This is a genomic window from Pseudoalteromonas sp. SCSIO_11900 (assembly GCF_000576475.1).
GTDB classification, from domain to species: domain Bacteria; phylum Pseudomonadota; class Gammaproteobacteria; order Enterobacterales; family Alteromonadaceae; genus Pseudoalteromonas; species Pseudoalteromonas tetraodonis.
Genome location: NZ_KK070023.1, coordinates 2334952 through 2352782, shown reverse-complemented (window position 1 = coordinate 2352782; position 17831 = coordinate 2334952). Strand labels below are relative to the sequence as shown.

The window sequence follows — 17831 nt, the reverse complement described above, 5'->3', positions numbered from 1 at the left end:
TATAGACAAAAAAAACCCAACTTAACAAGTTGGGTTTTTTAGTCCTTCTTTTTAACGATTTAAGCTCATTTAAAATCTAAATACACGTCTTAAACCAACAAGTGGTAGTAATAATAAACCAAACCAAGAAAAACTCGCTGAACTGCGTTCGTAAAATTCAGCATCTGGGGCTTTACAATTCTCAACTTCACCATTAGGGATAGGCGAAAGTTTTACCGCAACGGCTACACTTTCATATTCAATATTACCATTTACATCGGTAACAACTCCGCCCAATGAATTTCGTTTTTCAACTGTTTTAGTCGCAACACCAAATACTTCGTTGTTTTCATTAATCGATTTAGCTTCTACCATTTTATAGCTAAAGCTGGTTTCACCATCACTGTCATAACAAGGCAGCAGTTTATTTAGATTAGTGATCTTGTCATCGCCAATTTTATAAATAAAGGCTTCTGAACGACGTGAATTATCTGATTCGCCAATTTCACCCTCACCAACAATGTAACCTTGATTATTAATGTCATTAGCATATGAGCTTGAGCTAATAAAATAATCTTCAGGAAACACGGTCGTGTTTGTATTTATATCGTGGTAAAAGAGTTTGTTTCTTAAAGAGCCTTCAATGCGTTTAGTAGCATAACCTGCAATAATGTCATTATCATTGATTGCAAATGCTTTACCTCCTTCCCAATCATCTTGCTGGTTTATAAAGTCAACTACCTCACCGTCTTTAAAATAAGTTGGCATACTGTAGATTCTATTATCGTTGTCAATATCTCGGGTATCTGAAGACCCTACAGCAATACCATTACTATTCACAGCTAATGCAATACTATTAAATGGAGTTCTGTCTTCATCTTCTTCCGGAGTAAGCGCTAAACCTAGCAACTCTGTTGAAGTCACAATATAAGTGCTGTCTAGAGTCCATTTAACCGCTGTTTTATTAAACACACCTCGCGTATTTCGAGAATTAATTAACTCGATACAAGCCATAACTGGCTCATCAAGACCATCACAATTGTCTGTAATTGTGGTTTGTCTCTCAGCAGGAATACTGACCGATACATTACCAACAACAATGTAACCAGTGTCAGTGGCAACAATATCAGATGCTTTACTAGTCCCACCGTGTTCAGTAAATTCTGGTAAAAGCGGCACTTCAACACCACCAGCAGAGATTAAAATTCCGCGCTCTATAAACTCACGAGTAAACCACGTTTCTTCATCAGTTTCGCCATCTGGTGTAAAGCTCACTTTATCAAATGCTGCACTTCCCCAACCAACCGTAGTACCGTCTTGCGCTACACCTGTATAAAAGTTACTTACTGATCGAGTTAGCCCATCATAATCAAGTGAAGATTCATCGAAAAGAGACTGCTCAGTTATTAAACCGTTATTATAGCTTGTAGCAATAAGCGAACTGATTTTTTGATATTCAAAATCTTCAGACCGAGAAGATAGAAAGCCAACCATAAAAGTATGTGCGTCAGCATTAGTGTAAACAGCATCATTATTTTCTATATCATCGAGGGTAAAGGTTATTTCTTTATCAATGTTTTCAAACCTTTTAACTTCGGTGTCGTATGCGCTCTTTATTATATTATCTGTAAAGTCGATATAACTAATATCAATAGGTAGGTTAAACAATCCGTTAGCTTGACCTATAATATGGCCGTTTTCACTCACATCGGTAACATAAGTATGTTTTGCGTTTTCAAAGTTACCTAACTCCGTTAACGCATAGGTAGCACTTAATGCCGATGTACTCAGTGTTGCTAAAACACTGGCCGCGAGTAATTTATATTTCATTTTATTCCTTACTACTGATTCTTTAATTCTTCAAGTTCTTCCCAACGCTCAAAAGCGGCTTCAAGGTCAGACTCGAGTTGGGCTAAATGGTTCAATTCCTTAGCTGTTACATCACTGTCTTGCTTGAAAAAGTCTTCGTGACTTACTCGTTCTTGTTGTTTTTCAAGCTCAGCTTCAAGTTGTTCCATTTTATTAGGTAGTTGCTCTAGTTCAAGTTTTAATTTGTAAGAGAGTTTATTTGCTTTGTTATTGTTTTTAACGGGTGCAGGCTCTGGTTTTTCAACCTTTTTAACTGGCTGCTGTTGCTGCTGCTTTTGCTGCTGTGCTAAATAGTTGGTATAGGCTTCATAATCGCTGTAACCGCCAACGATATCTGTTACCTTACCATTACCTTCAAAGGCCCATACACTTGAGCAAGTATTATCAATAAACTCACGGTCATGGCTAACTATCAGCACAGTACCTTGGTATTGATTGATGATGTCTTCTAGTAACTCTAACGTTTCTATATCTAAGTCATTGGTAGGCTCATCAAGAACCAATATATTTGATGGCTTTAAGAATAACTTAGCCAGAAGTAATCTATTTTTTTCACCACCTGAGAGCGCTTTTACGGGGGTACGAGCACGTGCTGGCGGAAACAAAAAGTCTTGTAAATAACCTAATACATGACGAGAACGTCCACCCATCATCACTTCTTGCTTACCCTCAGCTACGTTGTCCTGAACAGTCGCTTCTTCATCAAGCTTTTCACGATACTGATCAAAATAAGCAAACTCTAAGTTAACACCTTGCTTTATTTCGCCACTGTCTGCTTTTAAATCACCAAATAATAATTTTAATAGTGTTGTTTTACCAATGCCGTTAGGGCCGACTAATCCAATACGATCACCACGCATAACCAAAGTAGAGAAGTCATCAGCAATGATTTTATCTTTAAATGCATGGTTTAAGTGTTTTGCTTCAAACACTAATTTACCTGAACGATCAGCCGTTTCAATATTGAAATCGGTTTTGCCTACTTGATCAACGCGTTTTTTACGCTCATTACGTAATTGTTTAAGCTCACGAACTCGCCCTTCGTTACGCGTACGGCGCGCTTTAACACCTTGGCGGATCCACGCTTCTTCTTCTGCTAAACGCTTATCGAACAATGCATTTTGCGTTTCTTCCACTTTTAAATCATGCGCTTTTTGTTCTAAGTAAGTGGCATAATCACCTGGATAAGAAATTAGTTTACCGCGATCTAAATCTAAAATACGTGTTGCAACGGCGCGAATAAAAGCACGGTCATGCGATATAAATACAATCCCGCCTTTAAACTCTTTTAAAAATTGCTCTAACCACATTACACTTGTCATATCTAAGTGGTTGGTAGGCTCATCGAGTAATAATAAATCAGGCTCGCTCACTAGCGCACGCGCAAGTGCAACTTTACGTAACCAACCACCAGAAAGTGATTCTAGTTTTGCATCGGGGGTTAATTCTAGTTGGGTTAAAACCAGTTGAATACGACTATCAAAACGCCAGCCATCAGCTGCTTCTAACTTATTTGATAAGCGCTCTAATTTATTGAGTAACTGATCAGTACAATCTGATTGCAATTGTGTACTTACATGATGAAAATCAATCAGTAAGTTAGCAATTTCCGGCATACCTTGGGCAACATAATCAAATACAGTGCCGCTTGCGCCTTTAGGCGGATCTTGTTCTAAACGCGATATTTTTAAACTACCGACTTGGTTTATTTCGCCGTCATCGAGTATTACTTGGCCATCTAAGACTTTTAGAAGCGTTGATTTTCCTGCACCGTTACGCCCTACAATACACACACGTTCACCGCTTTCTATAACCGCATCGGCATTATCTAATAGTGGGTGCGTACCGTAGGCTAATTGTGCTTTTGAAATTCTAATTAAATCCATAATTAATCTTTACTCTTATTCTGCTTGCGCTAAAAACTGCTGCGCCTGTGGTGCAGTAAACGGCCAAAACAATTGCTGGCCTTGTTGATTTTTTAAAACCGGAATACTGATTTGATACTCTAAAATTAAGGAGTCATCGCTCATAATATCAATAAGTTGTAATTCATCAGCTGATGAAAGTAACGGTTTTAACAGTTGCTCTGCTTGCTCACACAAGTGGCAACCGTCTGTGTGATATAAAACCCACTTAGCCATGTTTAATTAACCAGCTATTATGAATTTTTTTATTACGTTTAAAATCGGGAGATAAGGTTTTTTCTGAAATATTTTCCGCTTTTAAGCCTAAGCCCATTAACCCTACTTCGTCCATCACAAAGCCGCGTTTATTGTTAGAAAATATAAGCGTACCTGATGGGCTCAATATTTTTTTAACCCAAGTTAACAGCTTAATGTGATCATTTTGTACATCAAACGCATCTTTCATTCGCTTAGAGTTAGAGAATGTTGGAGGGTCTAAAAAGATCAAGTCGTATTGGCCTTGTGCATGCTCTAGCCATTTTAAACAGTCGGCTTGCTCAAACCGATAACGCGTATTGCTAATATCGTTAAGTGCAAAGTTATCTTGCCCCCATTTTAGGTAGGTTTTAGATAAATCAACGGTAGTAATCGCTTTTGCACCGCCTAATGCAGCATGAACCGACGCTGTTCCCGTGTAGGCAAACAGATTTAAAAAGCGCTTATCTTTTGCATTTTCTTGAATGTAACGACGTGCAAGACGGTGATCTAAAAATAGTCCGGTGTCTAGGTAATCAAATAAGTTAACTTTAAACTTAGCACCAAACTCCTCTACCACCATGGTTCTGTTTTGCTTAGCCATGGGGGTATATTGTTCTTCACCTTTTTGCTTTTTACGTACTTTTACCGCAATGTTTTCAGGTGAAATATCCAATTGTTGCGCTGTTAAGCTAATAACATCTTGCAAGCGTTTCTCTGAGGTCTTTTCATCAATTTCTTTTGGTGCTGCGTATTCAAAAATAACCGCTGAATCTCCATAAATATCAACCGCAACGTTATATTCAGGAATATCTGCATCATACACGCGATAGGCATGTACTTGATTTTGCTTAAGCCAATTTTTTAAGCCTTGCTTATTCTTTTTCAAGCGATTAGCAAAGGCCATTGAACCTTCAAAGTTTAAAGCCGGTTTGTCATCCGTGGTAAGACTCACTTGCTTGTCATCAAGTTGATACAAGTTTAATTCAACATCAAGTGGGCCATTTTTAAATTTATAACGTTTTTGCTTCACCAATTTAAGCAGTTTAAACAAGCTTTCATCCATGCCTAATAAAGCTAGTTTCCAGTGGTTGAAGTGTTTTTTAAAGCCAACACCTAAACTGCGATGTAAGTTAACCAGCTCAGCCATAGAGCCAATTCGCTCACCGTAAGGTAAATTAGAAATAACAACACCCGGCAATTTAGCAACCGCAGTCAATTTAGTTGCATCGCTTTGTTTAAACTTAATTACCGTATCAAGTTCTGCGCGCTGCGCATTTGCAATGGCTTTATCAAGGACATTTGCATCGTAATCATGGCCAATCAACCACAATTTAGGGTCGGTAATATTTGCTAAAAGCTGCTCTTTAAGTTCTTTGAATTTTGCCACTCTAAAGCTAGGTAAACGCTCAAACGCAAATCCTTCACGAAATAGACCTGGCGCTTCATTACGCGCCATTCCAGCGGCTTCAATTAATATAGTACCCGCACCACAACAGGGATCAAATAAAGGCTGATTAACATTTTCAAGCCAGCCACTACGCTTAATAATTGCTGCAGCTAAATGTTCTTTAATTGGTGCTTTACCTTGACCTTGACGGTAACCACGCTCTGATAAACGCGGGCCAGAGTAATCAATATAAAGTGAAACACCATGGCGATTTAAACGTGCAACCACTCGTACATTCGCATCTTGCTTATCAACATTTGGGCGCTGTTCATACAGATCATTAAAATAATCAACAATCGCATCTTTAATCACTAAGCCTGAAAACTGTGTATTTTTAAGCGAATCGTTTGTGCCATTAAAGTCAACTGCAAAGGTTTGCGTAGGCCCAAACCACTCTTGCCAAGGTTGTAAGCGTGCAAATTTATACAAGCTGTCTTTGTCATTTACGCCTTCTTTTTCTTCAATAAGCATAAGTACACGCGTAGCAAAGCGTGTTGATAAACACACCTTTTGCGCTAGCAATGAGTCAGCCTCAAAGCGAACAGAACCCACAGTTTGTTTTGACACCGTAGCGCCAAGCTCTGTAAGTTCATCAACCAATAAATTTTCGATTCCGATAGAAGTAAGTGCGATAAATTGCAAAGTAAAAACCCTTAATAGCTAATTGCACGGGATTATAACATAGGTTCGCGTACAAATACGCCATAAACACGGTGGGAAAACTAAATTAGATTAAGCGGTTTGACTATCGTACTGTGAGATAATAAGCGGGTGAACACGGTTGTTCAATACGCGGATAACTTCGAACTGTGAGAGTGATAAATTATCGTCAAGCGCAAAGGTTTCGCTTAAATTAATACACACAGAAGCATCAGGGCAATGCTCCACAATTAAAAACTCGCCAGTTTGAGATTCAGAGCTCAAGTTGATAACGGCTTCAGTACTAGGTGTTTTACCCGTGTAAGGTTTAAAAAACCAACTCTTAGCTAAAACGGGCTTTAATTGAAACTTAACCGCGGTGGCATTAAGCGCTATTTGACATAATTGCGCTGGGTTCCACAAGTTAAACTGCTCGAGGTAATAATATACCTGCTCATAAAAAGCGGCATCTTCTAAACTAAAGTAAGGGTTTTTAAAGGTACAATCCGTTAATTGCCTTAGTTTATAAGGGGTGCATAGTTGCATATCGTCATTTAAATCTAGCAATAAGCGGTTTTTTTTAGCGCACACTATCCACTGCCATTGCTTTGACGCTTGTAACATATGCTCCTCCCTTCCTAGTACTTAATATGTAAATAAGACGATAAGCTTAGAGTATAGCTGATTTTGACCATTTTTAAAATGTCTTTTTAGAACATTTATCGAACGATCAAAAGCTTAGATAAAAGATCCTTATAAGCCGTTGATGATCGACTTGACCAATTGTGGTCCTTTATAAATAAATCCAGTGTAAACTTGAATCAAATCAGCCCCTGCGTTCATCTTCTCTTTAGCCGATTGAACGTCATCAATACCGCCTACACCAATGATAGGTAATTGATTATTAGTTAAACGTTTTAGTTCAGAAACAATATGAGTTGAACGCTCTCTAACAGGAGCACCCGATAACCCCCCTGCTTCATCAGCATACTGCTGACCTTGCACTAGGCTACGCTCAAGGGTGGTATTTGTGGCAATCACACCATCAATTTTATTCGTTAATAGTGATTCGCTCACTTGTTCAATTTGAATAGGATCTAAGTCTGGCGCAATTTTAACCAGCATAGGTACATTTTTATTATGCTTGGCAATTAAATCTAACTGTTCATTTTTTAAACTTTGCAATAGGTCATCTAATGCTGCGCCATATTGTAAGTCACGCAATCCTGGTGTGTTAGGTGATGAAATATTGACGGTTATGTAAGATGCATACTCAAACACTTTTCGCATACAGTGAATGTAATCATCTTTGCCTTGTTCATTCGGCGTATCTTTATTTTTACCAATATTAATACCTAAAATGCCATCATACTTTGCTGCTTTTACGTTATTTACTAGATTATCAACGCCTTTATTATTAAAGCCCATGCGATTAATAATTGCATTCGACTGTGGCAATCTAAACATACGAGGCTTATCGTTACCTGCTTGTGGACGCGGTGTTACTGTGCCTACTTCGACAAAACCAAACCCCATTTGGGCGAATGCATCAATACACTCGGCATTTTTATCAAGACCAGCGGCAAGCCCTACGGGATTTTTAAATTCGAGGCCTAAAAAGTTCACAGGCTTATTTGCCACGCTTTGTGACCACGCGGCACTTAACGGTGTATTAGCAAAGCGACGTAAGTTATTAAGAGCAAAATCATGGGCCCACTCCGCATCACGGGTAAACATAAAACGGCGAGCTAAATCGTAAAACATGAATATAATCCTCTTAAAGTTGTAGACAAAAAAATACCTCAGACAAGGCTGAGGTATTATATAACAAAAAACTGTTTAACGATTAATTTTAATCAGTTGCAGTTTATTACTTTGCAGAGGTATCACAATTGTGGCTTAGTAACATAAGCTCTCTAAGTGCAACTGAGAATTTTGCAAAGTCATGACTTTGCGATGTTTTAAATTCAGTTAGCATTTGTTTCCAGCGCTGTAACAACAGATCTTGGCTATCCATCCACTGTTCAATTTGACCATCAACATCACTACTATCACCTTCAAAGCTGTTTAACACTACTTCAGATAATGTACGTTGTTGCCAATCTAACTCTTCACGATATGAAGCACGCGCAAGTGCTTGCCAATGGTTTGAAACAGGTTGATTAGTAATTTGGTCTAAGAACCAATGTAGTCCCATTTGCGCACCAAGTTTGAAGTAAGTGTGCGATACCATATCAATTTTACGGTTAGAGTTTTGCGCAATTTGTGTCAAGTCCATTACAGAGAACAAGCTTGATAACGATACAATACGCTGAGCAATCTCAACCGGAACACCGCTTTGCGTTAGCTCTTCACGTGCACTTTCTATACGATCGCTTTCTGCTTTAACAATGTATTTAGTTAAGTTTTCACTTAAATCGGCAAACGTAGGTGCAAATGCTTCAATTGATTGCTCAATTGTTTGTGCTTTCGTACGGTGACGTAAGAACCAACGAGTTGCACGACGAACAGTACGACGTAACTGGTACAACATTTCTGTTTGTACGCTAGACGGTATCTTGTTATCTAAATCACTAATCGATAACCAAGTTTCACGCATTTGGAATATTTCACTTGCGATTGAATAACATAATGCAATCTCAGCTTCGTTTGCACCTGTTTCTTCATTCATACGCACCATAAAGTTTAAGCCCATATCGTTAACAATATTATTTGCTAACTTAGTGGCAATGATCTCTTTGCGTAGTGGGTGATTATTCATAGCATCGTTAAACTTCTCACGTAATGGACGTGGGAATGATTTAACCAATAACTGACGATAGTAAGGGTTTTCGGTAATTTCGTCGGTTACTAATGACTCTTTAAGAACCATTTTCGCATAAGAGACCAACACTGAAAGCTCAGGACGTGTTAAATCTCTGCCTGCGGCAGCACGCTCTGCTAACTCCTCATCCGTCGGAATAAACTCAATCGTACGGTCTAACTTGCCCTCTTTTTCAAGCGCATGAATAAAACGAATTTTTTCTTTAAGCGTTGAAGTCCCTTTTGATTGGGTAATCGATAAAGTGTGTGTTTGACGATAACAGTCTTTAAGCACTAATTCAGATACTTCGTCGGTCATTGAGTAAAGTAACTCATCACGTTGCTTACGTGTTAAATCACCTTCGGCAACTAAACCATTAAGTAAGATTTTAATGTTTACTTCGTTATCTGAACACGTAACACCGCCTACGTTATCGATAAAGTCAGTATTAACACGGCCACCTTTAGCTGCAAATTCAATACGACCTAACTGGGTTGCCCCTAAGTTACCGCCCTCGCCAAAGACTTTAGCGCCAAGGTCTTTACCATTAATGCGCAGTGCATCGTTTGCACGGTCCCCTACATCCGCATCTGTTTCTTTAGAGTGCTTAATGTATGTACCAATACCGCCATTCCACAATAAATCAAACTCCATCATAAGTGAGGCTTTGATCAATTCATTAGGCGTCATGCTGGCTTTTTTAGTGCCCAACATTTTTTTCATTTCTGGGCTTAGCGTAATCGACTTAGCTGCACGAGAGAACACACCACCGCCGCTTGAAATTAACTCTTTGTTGTAATCTTCCCATGATGAACGTGGCAAATTAAATAAACGCTCGCGCTCTGGGTAAGAAGCAGCTGCATCGGGGTTTGGATCCACAAAAATATGTAAGTGGTTAAACGCCACTTGCAAACGAATGTGCTTTGATAACAACATACCATTACCAAATACATCACCGGCCATGTCACCAATGGCAACGGCAGTAAAGTCTGTGGTTTGACAGTTAATATCCATTTCACGGAAATGACGCTTAACAGACTCCCATGCACCACGCGCAGTAATACCCATTTTCTTATGGTCGTAACCTACTGAACCACCTGATGCAAACGCATCACCTAGCCAGAAGTTATATTCGATTGCGATACCATTCGCGATATCAGAGAAAGTCGCAGTTCCTTTGTCCGCTGCAACCACTAGGTATGCATCGTCTTCATCATGACGAGTAACATCAACAGCAGGTACAACTTCGCCGCGCTCAATATTATCTGTGATATCTAATAAGCCACGAATGAAGATTTTGTAACATTCTTGGCCTTCTTTGATAAACGCTTCGCGCTCACTAGGCAGTTGTTTACATACAAAGCCACCTTTTGAACCAACCGGTACAATTACGGTATTTTTAACCTGCTGCGCTTTTACCAAGCCCAAAACTTCAGTACGGAAGTCTTCACGACGGTCTGACCAACGTAGGCCACCACGCGCAACTTTACCAAAGCGTAAATGCACACCTTCAACACGCGGCGAGTAAACGAAAATCTCAAACGCAGGAACAGGCAGTGGTACTTCTGGAATTAAACTTGGTTGAATTTTAAGTGAGATGTAAGACTTAAACTTACCTTCAGCATCTTTTTGGAAGTAGTTTGTACGCAGCGTTGCAACAATCATATCAACGTATAAACGGATAATACGGTCATCATCAAGATTCGCTACGTTTTCTAACTCTGCATAAATTTCTAAGCCTAGTTTTTCAAGTGTTTTAGCACTTGCAGGACTTTTAACTGAGAATTTTTTAGCAAATAAATTAACGATTTTAGCCGCGATGTGTGGGTAATTAGCAAAGGTGCTTTCGATGTACGTTTGCGAGAAAGTAACCCCAATTTGGCGCATGTATTTAGCGTACGCACGTAAAATTGATGCTTCGCGACCGGTTAACCCACCCATTAACACTAAACGGTTAAAACCATCGTTTTCTAAACGATTTGCCCACACACTGGTTAGTGCGGCACGAAAACGTGCGGAAATTTTATCAAAATCGGCCATCCCTTTGCTATCAATCAGCATTGAGAAGTCCATAATCCAATTAATGCCACCATCACTGGTTTTAACTGAGTAAGGTGTTTCACCTACAACACGTAAACCAAAGTTTTCCAGCATTGGCATCACATCTGATAGGTGAATTGGCTCATCTTTGTGGAATAAGCTTAAACGAACAATATTGCTGCTCGCCTCTTCTTGTGGACGATAAAACAACATCTCAAGTTTGTTGTCATCGTTTAGCATTTCTAGCTTTTCAATATCAACAACAGCGGCACTTGGTAGTACTTCTTCTTTGTATGAACGTGCAAAAGCGTTGCAGTATTTACGGTTTAATTCGTTACCACGTGCTTCACCAGCAGATTCGAGTAAGGCTGATTGGAGTTTATCTTCCCAGGTACGAGCGGCTTCAATTAGATTATTTTCTATGTCTTTCACGTTATATTCAATATTGTTATCGGTCACACGAACGGTGTAATGAGTACGCGCCAGTGTTGACTCTGAGAAATAGGTAGTAAATTCGACTTTAACGTCAGAATTAAATGCATTCGCTAAAATAGCCTGCGTTTCGCGGCGCAGCGCCGTGTTATAACGTTCACGTGGTACATACACCATACAAGATAGGAAGCGACCGTATGCATCTTTGCGAACAAATAAACGACACATGTCGCGTTCTTGAATTTGTAACACGCCCATAGCAACTTCAAGTAGCTCATGTTCGCGAGCTTGCACTAATTCGTCACGTGGGTAGGTTTCTAAGATGTTTAATACCGCTTTGTATGCATGTGTACCCTTAGCAAAATCACACATATCCATAATGCGATTAATCTTGCTTTTAAGAACCGGGACATCAGCAGCGCTGTTGTTATAAAAGTTAGATGAGAATAAACCTATAAAACGGTCTTCACCAATCACATTACCTTTGTCATCAAAACGCTTAACACCCACATAATCAATATAGGCTGGGCGATGAACTCGAGATAATGAATTGGTTTTTGTTAAAATTAATAAGTTACTACTACGTGCTTCTTGACGAGCCACTTCAGGTAACTCAGAAAGCAAACGTGTATGCTCAGCATCTGAGTTTTTCATTAACCCTAAGCTGGTATCCATTTTACCTTTTAATTGATAATCACCTTGGACTGGCGAAAGCTCATATTGGCGGTAACCCATTAATGTAAAGTTGTCTTTTACTAGCCAATCTAAGAACTCAACGGTTTCATTTATTTCGTTATCATTTTTATCTTTGTGGCTTTTAGGTAAGCTTTTGCTAACTGCGATTAGTTTTTCGCGAATAGGCTGCCAATCTTCAACCGCAACCGATACATCAACGAGTACAGATTCAAGTTCTTTTTTGAAAGACTCAATAACAGTAGCATCTGTTTGACGGTCAATTTCTATGAAGAATACTGTTTTTGTTGATGTTGATTCTTGCTCTGCTTTTAAGCTTGATAACCCTGATATTTTATCTTTTTTATCACGTTGAATTTTCAGTGGGCTATGTAGAAGTAAGTGAGAGGCAATGTTTTCTCGTGTCATGGCCATACGCACAGAGTCAACTAAAAATGGCATATCTTTAGCAATGATCTCTACAATGGTATGCGATGACTGCCAGCCATCTTTTGCCACTTCAGGGTTGAAAACGCGAATAACTGCGTCATCTGATGTATTTTTTTCTAGCGAATTCCAAAGGCTAAGTGCAGCACCATATAAGTCACTGTCGTTGCGATTTGCCAAATCCTCTTTAGACATATTGCTGTACAAGGCTTTGGCGAATTTCTCAACGAGTAACACATTATCAGCGCGAACTTTTTTCTGGATAAGCTTACAGACGTTATCTAAAATAACCGAGGCTTGGCCTTCATTTCGTGTCATTGTATGTTCCTTAATCTATCACTGCTAGTTTAGCAGAGTATTTGTACAGCCATTTATTAGCGTGGAGTCAGTTAAATTCTAACCCTTTTGAAACTAATAAACAGCCTTTTCGATGAAAACATTTTAAGCATTTCAGCTATTTGGTCATCTATTCACAAAATATAGATATAAATGGCCATTACTGGCCATTTTGGAGCAAATTTATTCACCTTATTTTTTCTGGTCAGTCCAGAGCAAGCTGCCAATTGCAGGTAAAAGTAACACTGCGCCCAACATATTTACTAAAAACATGAAGGTAAGCAGAATTCCCATATCAACTTGGAACTTCAAATCAGAAAAAATCCACGTACTTACACCAATCGCTAATGTAATACCGGTAAATAACACCGCACTACCACGTTCAACTAATGCATTACGATAAGCAATACTCAATGGTACGTTTTGTTTTAACTGCCCCATCATCGATGACAAAATATAAATACCGTAATCAACACCAATACCTACACCCAGAGCAATCACTGGTAACGTTGAAACAGTCAGACCAATCTCAAGCTGCACCATCAGTGCTTGTGCCAATGTTGATACTATGTACAAGGGTAATACCACCGCAATGGTAGCTTTTACACTCTTAAAACTAAGTAAGCATAAAATAATAACCGCACCGTAAACATAGAGCATCATGGGTATTTGCGCTGCTGAAACAGACTCATTCGTTGCAGCCATAACACCAACTGGCCCAGATGCCAATTTAAAGGCAAGTTTATCTGTACCCTCTTCATCGGCAAATTGTTTTACTTTTGCAATCACGTTATCAATTGTTTGTGCTTTGTGATCGTCTAAAAATATAATCACCGGCATTACCGAACAATCACCGTTTAATAACCCTGTACTGGTTTCTACACGTGACGTTGATTGCACTAAGCTGGCAGAATTGCGCGGCAAACTTTGCCACTTTAAATTGCCCTCGTTGTAACCGGCATTAACTGATTGTGCCACTGAACTTAAGCTCACCGCTGACTGCACGCCCGCTAAGTTTTCAACTTTATATTGAAAACGCGATATACGTTCCATTACATCGTGCTCTGTACAGGCCGCAGGGTATGCTTCCACAATCACTTTTAAAATGTCAGACGAAATGGTGTATTTGTCCGATATTAAAAAGGTATCTTGGTTATAACGTGCATCTTGGTGCAACGATGGCGCACCTGCGTGTAAATCACCAATACGCATTTTATCCGCTTGCCAATACCCTAATGCAAATAAAACCAAGGTGAAACCTATGATCATTTTTGCTGTTTTAGGGTCAGTTGCTTTAACTAATAAATCGCGCATTGCATCGAGTATATTCGGTTTGTTGGCATCACCCGATTGAATATGGATGCTGTTTTCAAAACGCATATACGATGCCCATACAGGCAATAAAATAAGGTTAGTAAATATAATAACGGCCACCCCTAAACTTGCTGTAATAGCTAGTTCACGAATGATGCCGATATCTATAGTTAAAAGTGTTAAAAAGCCAACCGTATCTGATAACAACGCAATCCCACCTGGCACCAGCAAAGCTCTAAAGCTAGATTGACAACACACGGCGGTGGTTTTGCCCTCAGTGACTTTTTTACCAATGGCGTTGATCATCTGCACACCGTGGCTTACACCAATTGCAAAGACTAAAAAAGGAACTAAAATTGACATAGGATCAAGGCCAAAGCCTAAACTAGACAATAAGCCTAACTGCCAAATAACGGCAATAATAGAACACACAATTGGTAAAATAGTGAGTTTCAAGCTGCCACAAAACAGCCATACCATGACGAATGTAAACGCAATCGCGATGGCAAAAAATAAAACAACCCCTTTTGCGCCTTCAGCGATATCGCCAGCCATTTTTGCAAAACCGATAATATGAATACTGATATTATTAGTACTTAAAGGTTCACGAATCTCGGTTTCTAATTTTTTTGCAAACGCGAGGGTGTCTAATTTTTCTTGTGTTTGCGGATCAGTCTCTAACAGTTGGGCGGTGACCATGGCACACGAATAATCGCTTGCTATCATACGACCCACTACTTTTGCCTTTTCAATGTTTTCTTTTACAACGCCTAACCCTTGCTTGTCTGCTTTAAAGTTAGCTGGAATGATAGGGCCCCCAGCAAAGCCGTCTTCAACAACTTCAACAAAACGGGCACTGGGTGAAAAGATAGAATTTACTAAAGGACGATTTACCCCAGGAATAAAATAAAGCTGATCGTGCACTGCTTTTAATTGAGTAAAAAATTCAGGATTGAAGATATCTCCGCTGTCGTCACATACGGAAATTAAAATACTATTTGCACCACCAAACTGTTTCTCATGTTTAGTGTATACCTTCATGTATTCATGATTGAGCGGAATATTTTTATTAAATGACGCATCAAGTTGAATCTGTGTTGCTTTAAAAACCAACAAACAGGTAATTAGCACAAAACTTATGAGTACTACTGTGCGGTGCCTAAAAATCGCTTTTTCTAAGAAATCTAAAATTGCTTGCATTAAGGGGTCAACTCCTTCACTTTAATGCCATTTTCTGTCGCCATAATAAGTCTATCTTTAACAATTACACCATCAAGTATTGCTTTACCATCGGCCAATTGCTCGTATGACAGCTCATCATCTTTTAGATGAAAAATAACACCGCTATTAGCCAGTAATAGCCATTGTTTATTGTTGTAGTTGATAATGCTATTAATAGTGGCGGTTTTGTCATTTTCTAAATGCTGCCATTGTCCACTGTCGGTTTTATTTACGAAAATATTACCGCGTAGCCCCGCGACGATTTGTTGCGATGAATCAGAAGCAAAACCAAAAAACGAGCCAGGGTAAATTTCATCTATCCGTTGCCAAGTTTGGCCATCGTCATCACTTTTTGCCATTAAGCCCATCTCTCCCACTAGCATTAAACCCGTGCTAGTCGGTTCTATGCGGTTAAAATGTGGCAAAATAGACGAAGTTTCTATTTCATACCCTTCGGGATCGGTTTCTTTTAAGTCATTTAAATAATCTCTATCTTCACTAAATAACAGTGAATCTAAAAACCGTTTTTGCCAATGTTCGCCGCCATCACTGGTTTGATAAAACATACCGTAGGCGCCCACGGCATAACCATGTAAATCGTCTTTAAAATAAATATCTAAACAGGGTTTATCAAGTGAGGGCTTTGCTTGTTGTAACTGCCAGTTTTCACCACCGTCGGTGGTATTTATAATTGTGGCGTCATGTCCACATGCCCAGCCGTGAGAATCATTAGTAAATTCAACCGCCGTTAGTAATACTTGTGTAGGCACTGATTGTGCTTGTTGCCAATTGTTACCATCAACACTTTTAATTACCGTACCGTGTTTACCCACAGCAATGAGCCCTGCTGAGGTTTGTGTGATATCGGTAAGGAGTGTTTTATCTGCATTAATCGCGCTAATCGCACTTAAAGGTGCGTCTTGTGCAAAACTCGCACCGCTTAGGATCAGGCTGGCATAAACCAAATACTTCATAAATTAAATTCGCCTTGAAGTGAGGATTTGTTTGTCTGTTATAAAGAGGAAAACCTGTGCGTTAATAGACAAACGCGATGTGAAAGAAAAAAGGCACCTAGGAAACTAGGTGCCTGCTTTTATACTATCTGCCAGCGCGACGTAAAGCGCTCGATGTGAACTCATTATCATTAAATGACTGAGAAAAATCATACATCTTTTCTTGGTTATCTAAACCAATGGCTAAGTAGCGACGTGAGTTAAGGTCGTGGTAAACCTCAAGCGTACTCCACTGAGTCGGTACTTCGTAGTAGTTAAGGCCATAAGCCATTGCTACACGATACAGTTGGTCGCGATTATCGTAAATATCGGTAACATGTACTTGCCAGCTGTCTTCATCAATGTAGAACACACGTTTTTTATAAATATGGCGTGTGTCATCTTTTAAGTTTGCTTCAACAACCCACACACGGTGCTTTTCATAACGTGTATGCTCTGGGTTGATGTGGCCCGGCTTTAAAATATCATCATAGGTTAGCTTATCGCTGTGAAGCTTGTAGCTATTGTATGGGATGTAAAGCTCTTGCTTGCCTTTTAGCGTCCAGTTATAACGATTTGGTGAGCCGTTAAACATGTCAAAATCATCGGTAGTACGTAAGCTATCTGCTGCTGTACCCGGAGCATCATACGCTACATTAGGTGCACGACGAACACGACGCTGACCTGAATTATACGTCCACGCTTGACGTGGTGTTAATATTTGATCCATGGTTTCATGTACTAACAATGCCGTACCTGCCAAACGTGCTGGCTCTGTCACTTGCTGTTTAAACTTAAACAAAATATTAGAGTCTTGTAGTTCAGCCGGCGTTGCACTTGGATCAGAATATTTAACTAAGAGTTGCTCATCAAAGCCAACATAGTTGTACGACCCCGATGCTGTTGGCGCTGCTTGACCACCGAAGCGCTCAATTGATTGACCACGATAGCGAAGTAAATGGTTCCAAATTGCTTCTAAACCTGTTTTAGGAATTGGAAATGGAATACCAATTGCTGTGTTCTTAATCCCGTTACCACCTTCAACTAATTCAGCTGTAGTAGCAAATTTCTTTGTCGCATCGTATACAAACTGTGGGTATGACGCTGAACGACGTGTTTTGTAAATAGGCATTTTAAACGTATCTGGGTACGCTTCAAATAATGCTATTTGCCCTGGGCTTAAATTTTCTTTGTACTTATCAATATTGCTTTTATCTATAGTAAACAATACTTCATCAGTTGCGTAAGGGTCTAAGTGGTGCATACCTGGCTCATAACCTGCTGGTGCAGCAGTAATACCACCGTTCCACGCTGGGATTGAACCATCTGCATTAGCTGCTTTTTCTGCCCCAATTGGGCTTAGGTCTTTACCTAGACGCGCAGCTTCTTCTGTACTAATTTTAGCCAGTGCTGTGTGGCTTGCAAACAAACTACAAAACGCTGTAGCAATGAGGGTAGGTTTTTTAATCATAATAATG

The 17831-nt window shown here is 39.5% G+C and carries 10 protein-coding genes; all 10 read right to left on the bottom strand.

Going from position 1 to position 17831, the window contains the following annotated elements; translation table 11 throughout:
• Positions 1-69 precede the first annotated feature (69 nt).
• Positions 70-1809 carry a DUF3466 family protein gene (locus BG00_RS10935; RefSeq protein ID WP_036982579.1) on the bottom strand — a complete coding sequence of 580 codons (1740 nt, stop codon included), beginning with the start codon at positions 1807-1809 and terminating at the stop codon, positions 70-72.
• A gap of 11 nt (positions 1810-1820) precedes the next feature.
• Positions 1821-3734, bottom strand: coding sequence for an ATP-binding cassette ATPase Uup (uup, locus tag BG00_RS10930; protein WP_036982578.1), 1914 nt, complete (start codon positions 3732-3734; stop codon positions 1821-1823).
• A 15-nt stretch (positions 3735-3749) separates the two neighbouring features.
• Positions 3750-3989, bottom strand: a complete 240-nt coding sequence (locus tag BG00_RS10925) for a glutaredoxin family protein (protein WP_016900376.1) — start codon at positions 3987-3989, stop codon at positions 3750-3752.
• On the bottom strand, positions 3982-6099 hold the full coding sequence (gene rlmKL / locus BG00_RS10920) for a bifunctional 23S rRNA (guanine(2069)-N(7))-methyltransferase RlmK/23S rRNA (guanine(2445)-N(2))-methyltransferase RlmL (protein ID WP_036982576.1): 2118 nt from the start codon (positions 6097-6099) through the stop codon (positions 3982-3984). Before rlmKL ends, BG00_RS10925 begins: the two co-directional genes overlap by 8 nt.
• A 90-nt stretch (positions 6100-6189) precedes the next feature.
• The gene (locus BG00_RS10915; protein ID WP_036982574.1) at positions 6190-6720 is read right to left on the bottom strand and encodes a cell division protein ZapC; all 531 of its coding nucleotides are present in this window, start codon (positions 6718-6720) and stop codon (positions 6190-6192) included.
• Positions 6721-6849: 129 nt separating this feature from the next.
• Positions 6850-7860 (bottom strand): quinone-dependent dihydroorotate dehydrogenase, encoded by a 1011-nt coding sequence (gene pyrD / locus BG00_RS10910; protein ID WP_033103389.1) that lies wholly within the window; start codon positions 7858-7860, stop codon positions 6850-6852.
• 106 nt (positions 7861-7966) lie between these two features.
• A complete protein-coding gene (locus BG00_RS10905; RefSeq protein WP_036982572.1) occupies positions 7967-12808 on the bottom strand; it encodes an NAD-glutamate dehydrogenase in 4842 nt (1613 codons plus the stop codon).
• A gap of 210 nt (positions 12809-13018) precedes the next feature.
• Positions 13019-15340 carry an efflux RND transporter permease subunit gene (locus tag BG00_RS10900; RefSeq protein WP_036982571.1) on the bottom strand — a complete coding sequence of 774 codons (2322 nt, stop codon included), beginning with the start codon at positions 15338-15340 and terminating at the stop codon, positions 13019-13021.
• Positions 15340-16335, bottom strand: a complete 996-nt coding sequence (locus BG00_RS10895) for a WD40/YVTN/BNR-like repeat-containing protein (protein ID WP_036982570.1) — start codon at positions 16333-16335, stop codon at positions 15340-15342. The genes BG00_RS10900 and BG00_RS10895 overlap by 1 nt, the downstream gene beginning before the upstream one ends.
• Positions 16336-16459: 124 nt before the next feature.
• Positions 16460-17824 carry a DUF1329 domain-containing protein gene (locus tag BG00_RS10890; protein WP_036982569.1) on the bottom strand — a complete coding sequence of 455 codons (1365 nt, stop codon included), beginning with the start codon at positions 17822-17824 and terminating at the stop codon, positions 16460-16462.
• Positions 17825-17831 lie beyond the last annotated feature (7 nt).

Excerpts from the sequence above, each read along its gene's own strand:
- BG00_RS10915 (WP_036982574.1), bottom strand. The coding sequence starts at position 6,720 with ATGTTACAAGCGTCAAAGCAATGGCAGTGGATAGTGTGCGCTAAAAAA.
- BG00_RS10900 (WP_036982571.1), bottom strand. The coding sequence starts at position 15,340 with ATGCAAGCAATTTTAGATTTCTTAGAAAAAGCGATTTTTAGGCACCGC.
- uup (WP_036982578.1), bottom strand. The coding sequence starts at position 3,734 with ATGGATTTAATTAGAATTTCAAAAGCACAATTAGCCTACGGTACGCAC.
- pyrD (WP_033103389.1), bottom strand. The coding sequence starts at position 7,860 with ATGTTTTACGATTTAGCTCGCCGTTTTATGTTTACCCGTGATGCGGAG.
- BG00_RS10895 (WP_036982570.1), bottom strand. The coding sequence starts at position 16,335 with ATGAAGTATTTGGTTTATGCCAGCCTGATCCTAAGCGGTGCGAGTTTT.
- BG00_RS10890 (WP_036982569.1), bottom strand. The coding sequence starts at position 17,824 with ATGATTAAAAAACCTACCCTCATTGCTACAGCGTTTTGTAGTTTGTTT.
- BG00_RS10935 (WP_036982579.1), bottom strand. The coding sequence starts at position 1,809 with ATGAAATATAAATTACTCGCGGCCAGTGTTTTAGCAACACTGAGTACA.
- BG00_RS10905 (WP_036982572.1), bottom strand. The coding sequence starts at position 12,808 with ATGACACGAAATGAAGGCCAAGCCTCGGTTATTTTAGATAACGTCTGT.
- BG00_RS10925 (WP_016900376.1), bottom strand. The coding sequence starts at position 3,989 with ATGGCTAAGTGGGTTTTATATCACACAGACGGTTGCCACTTGTGTGAG.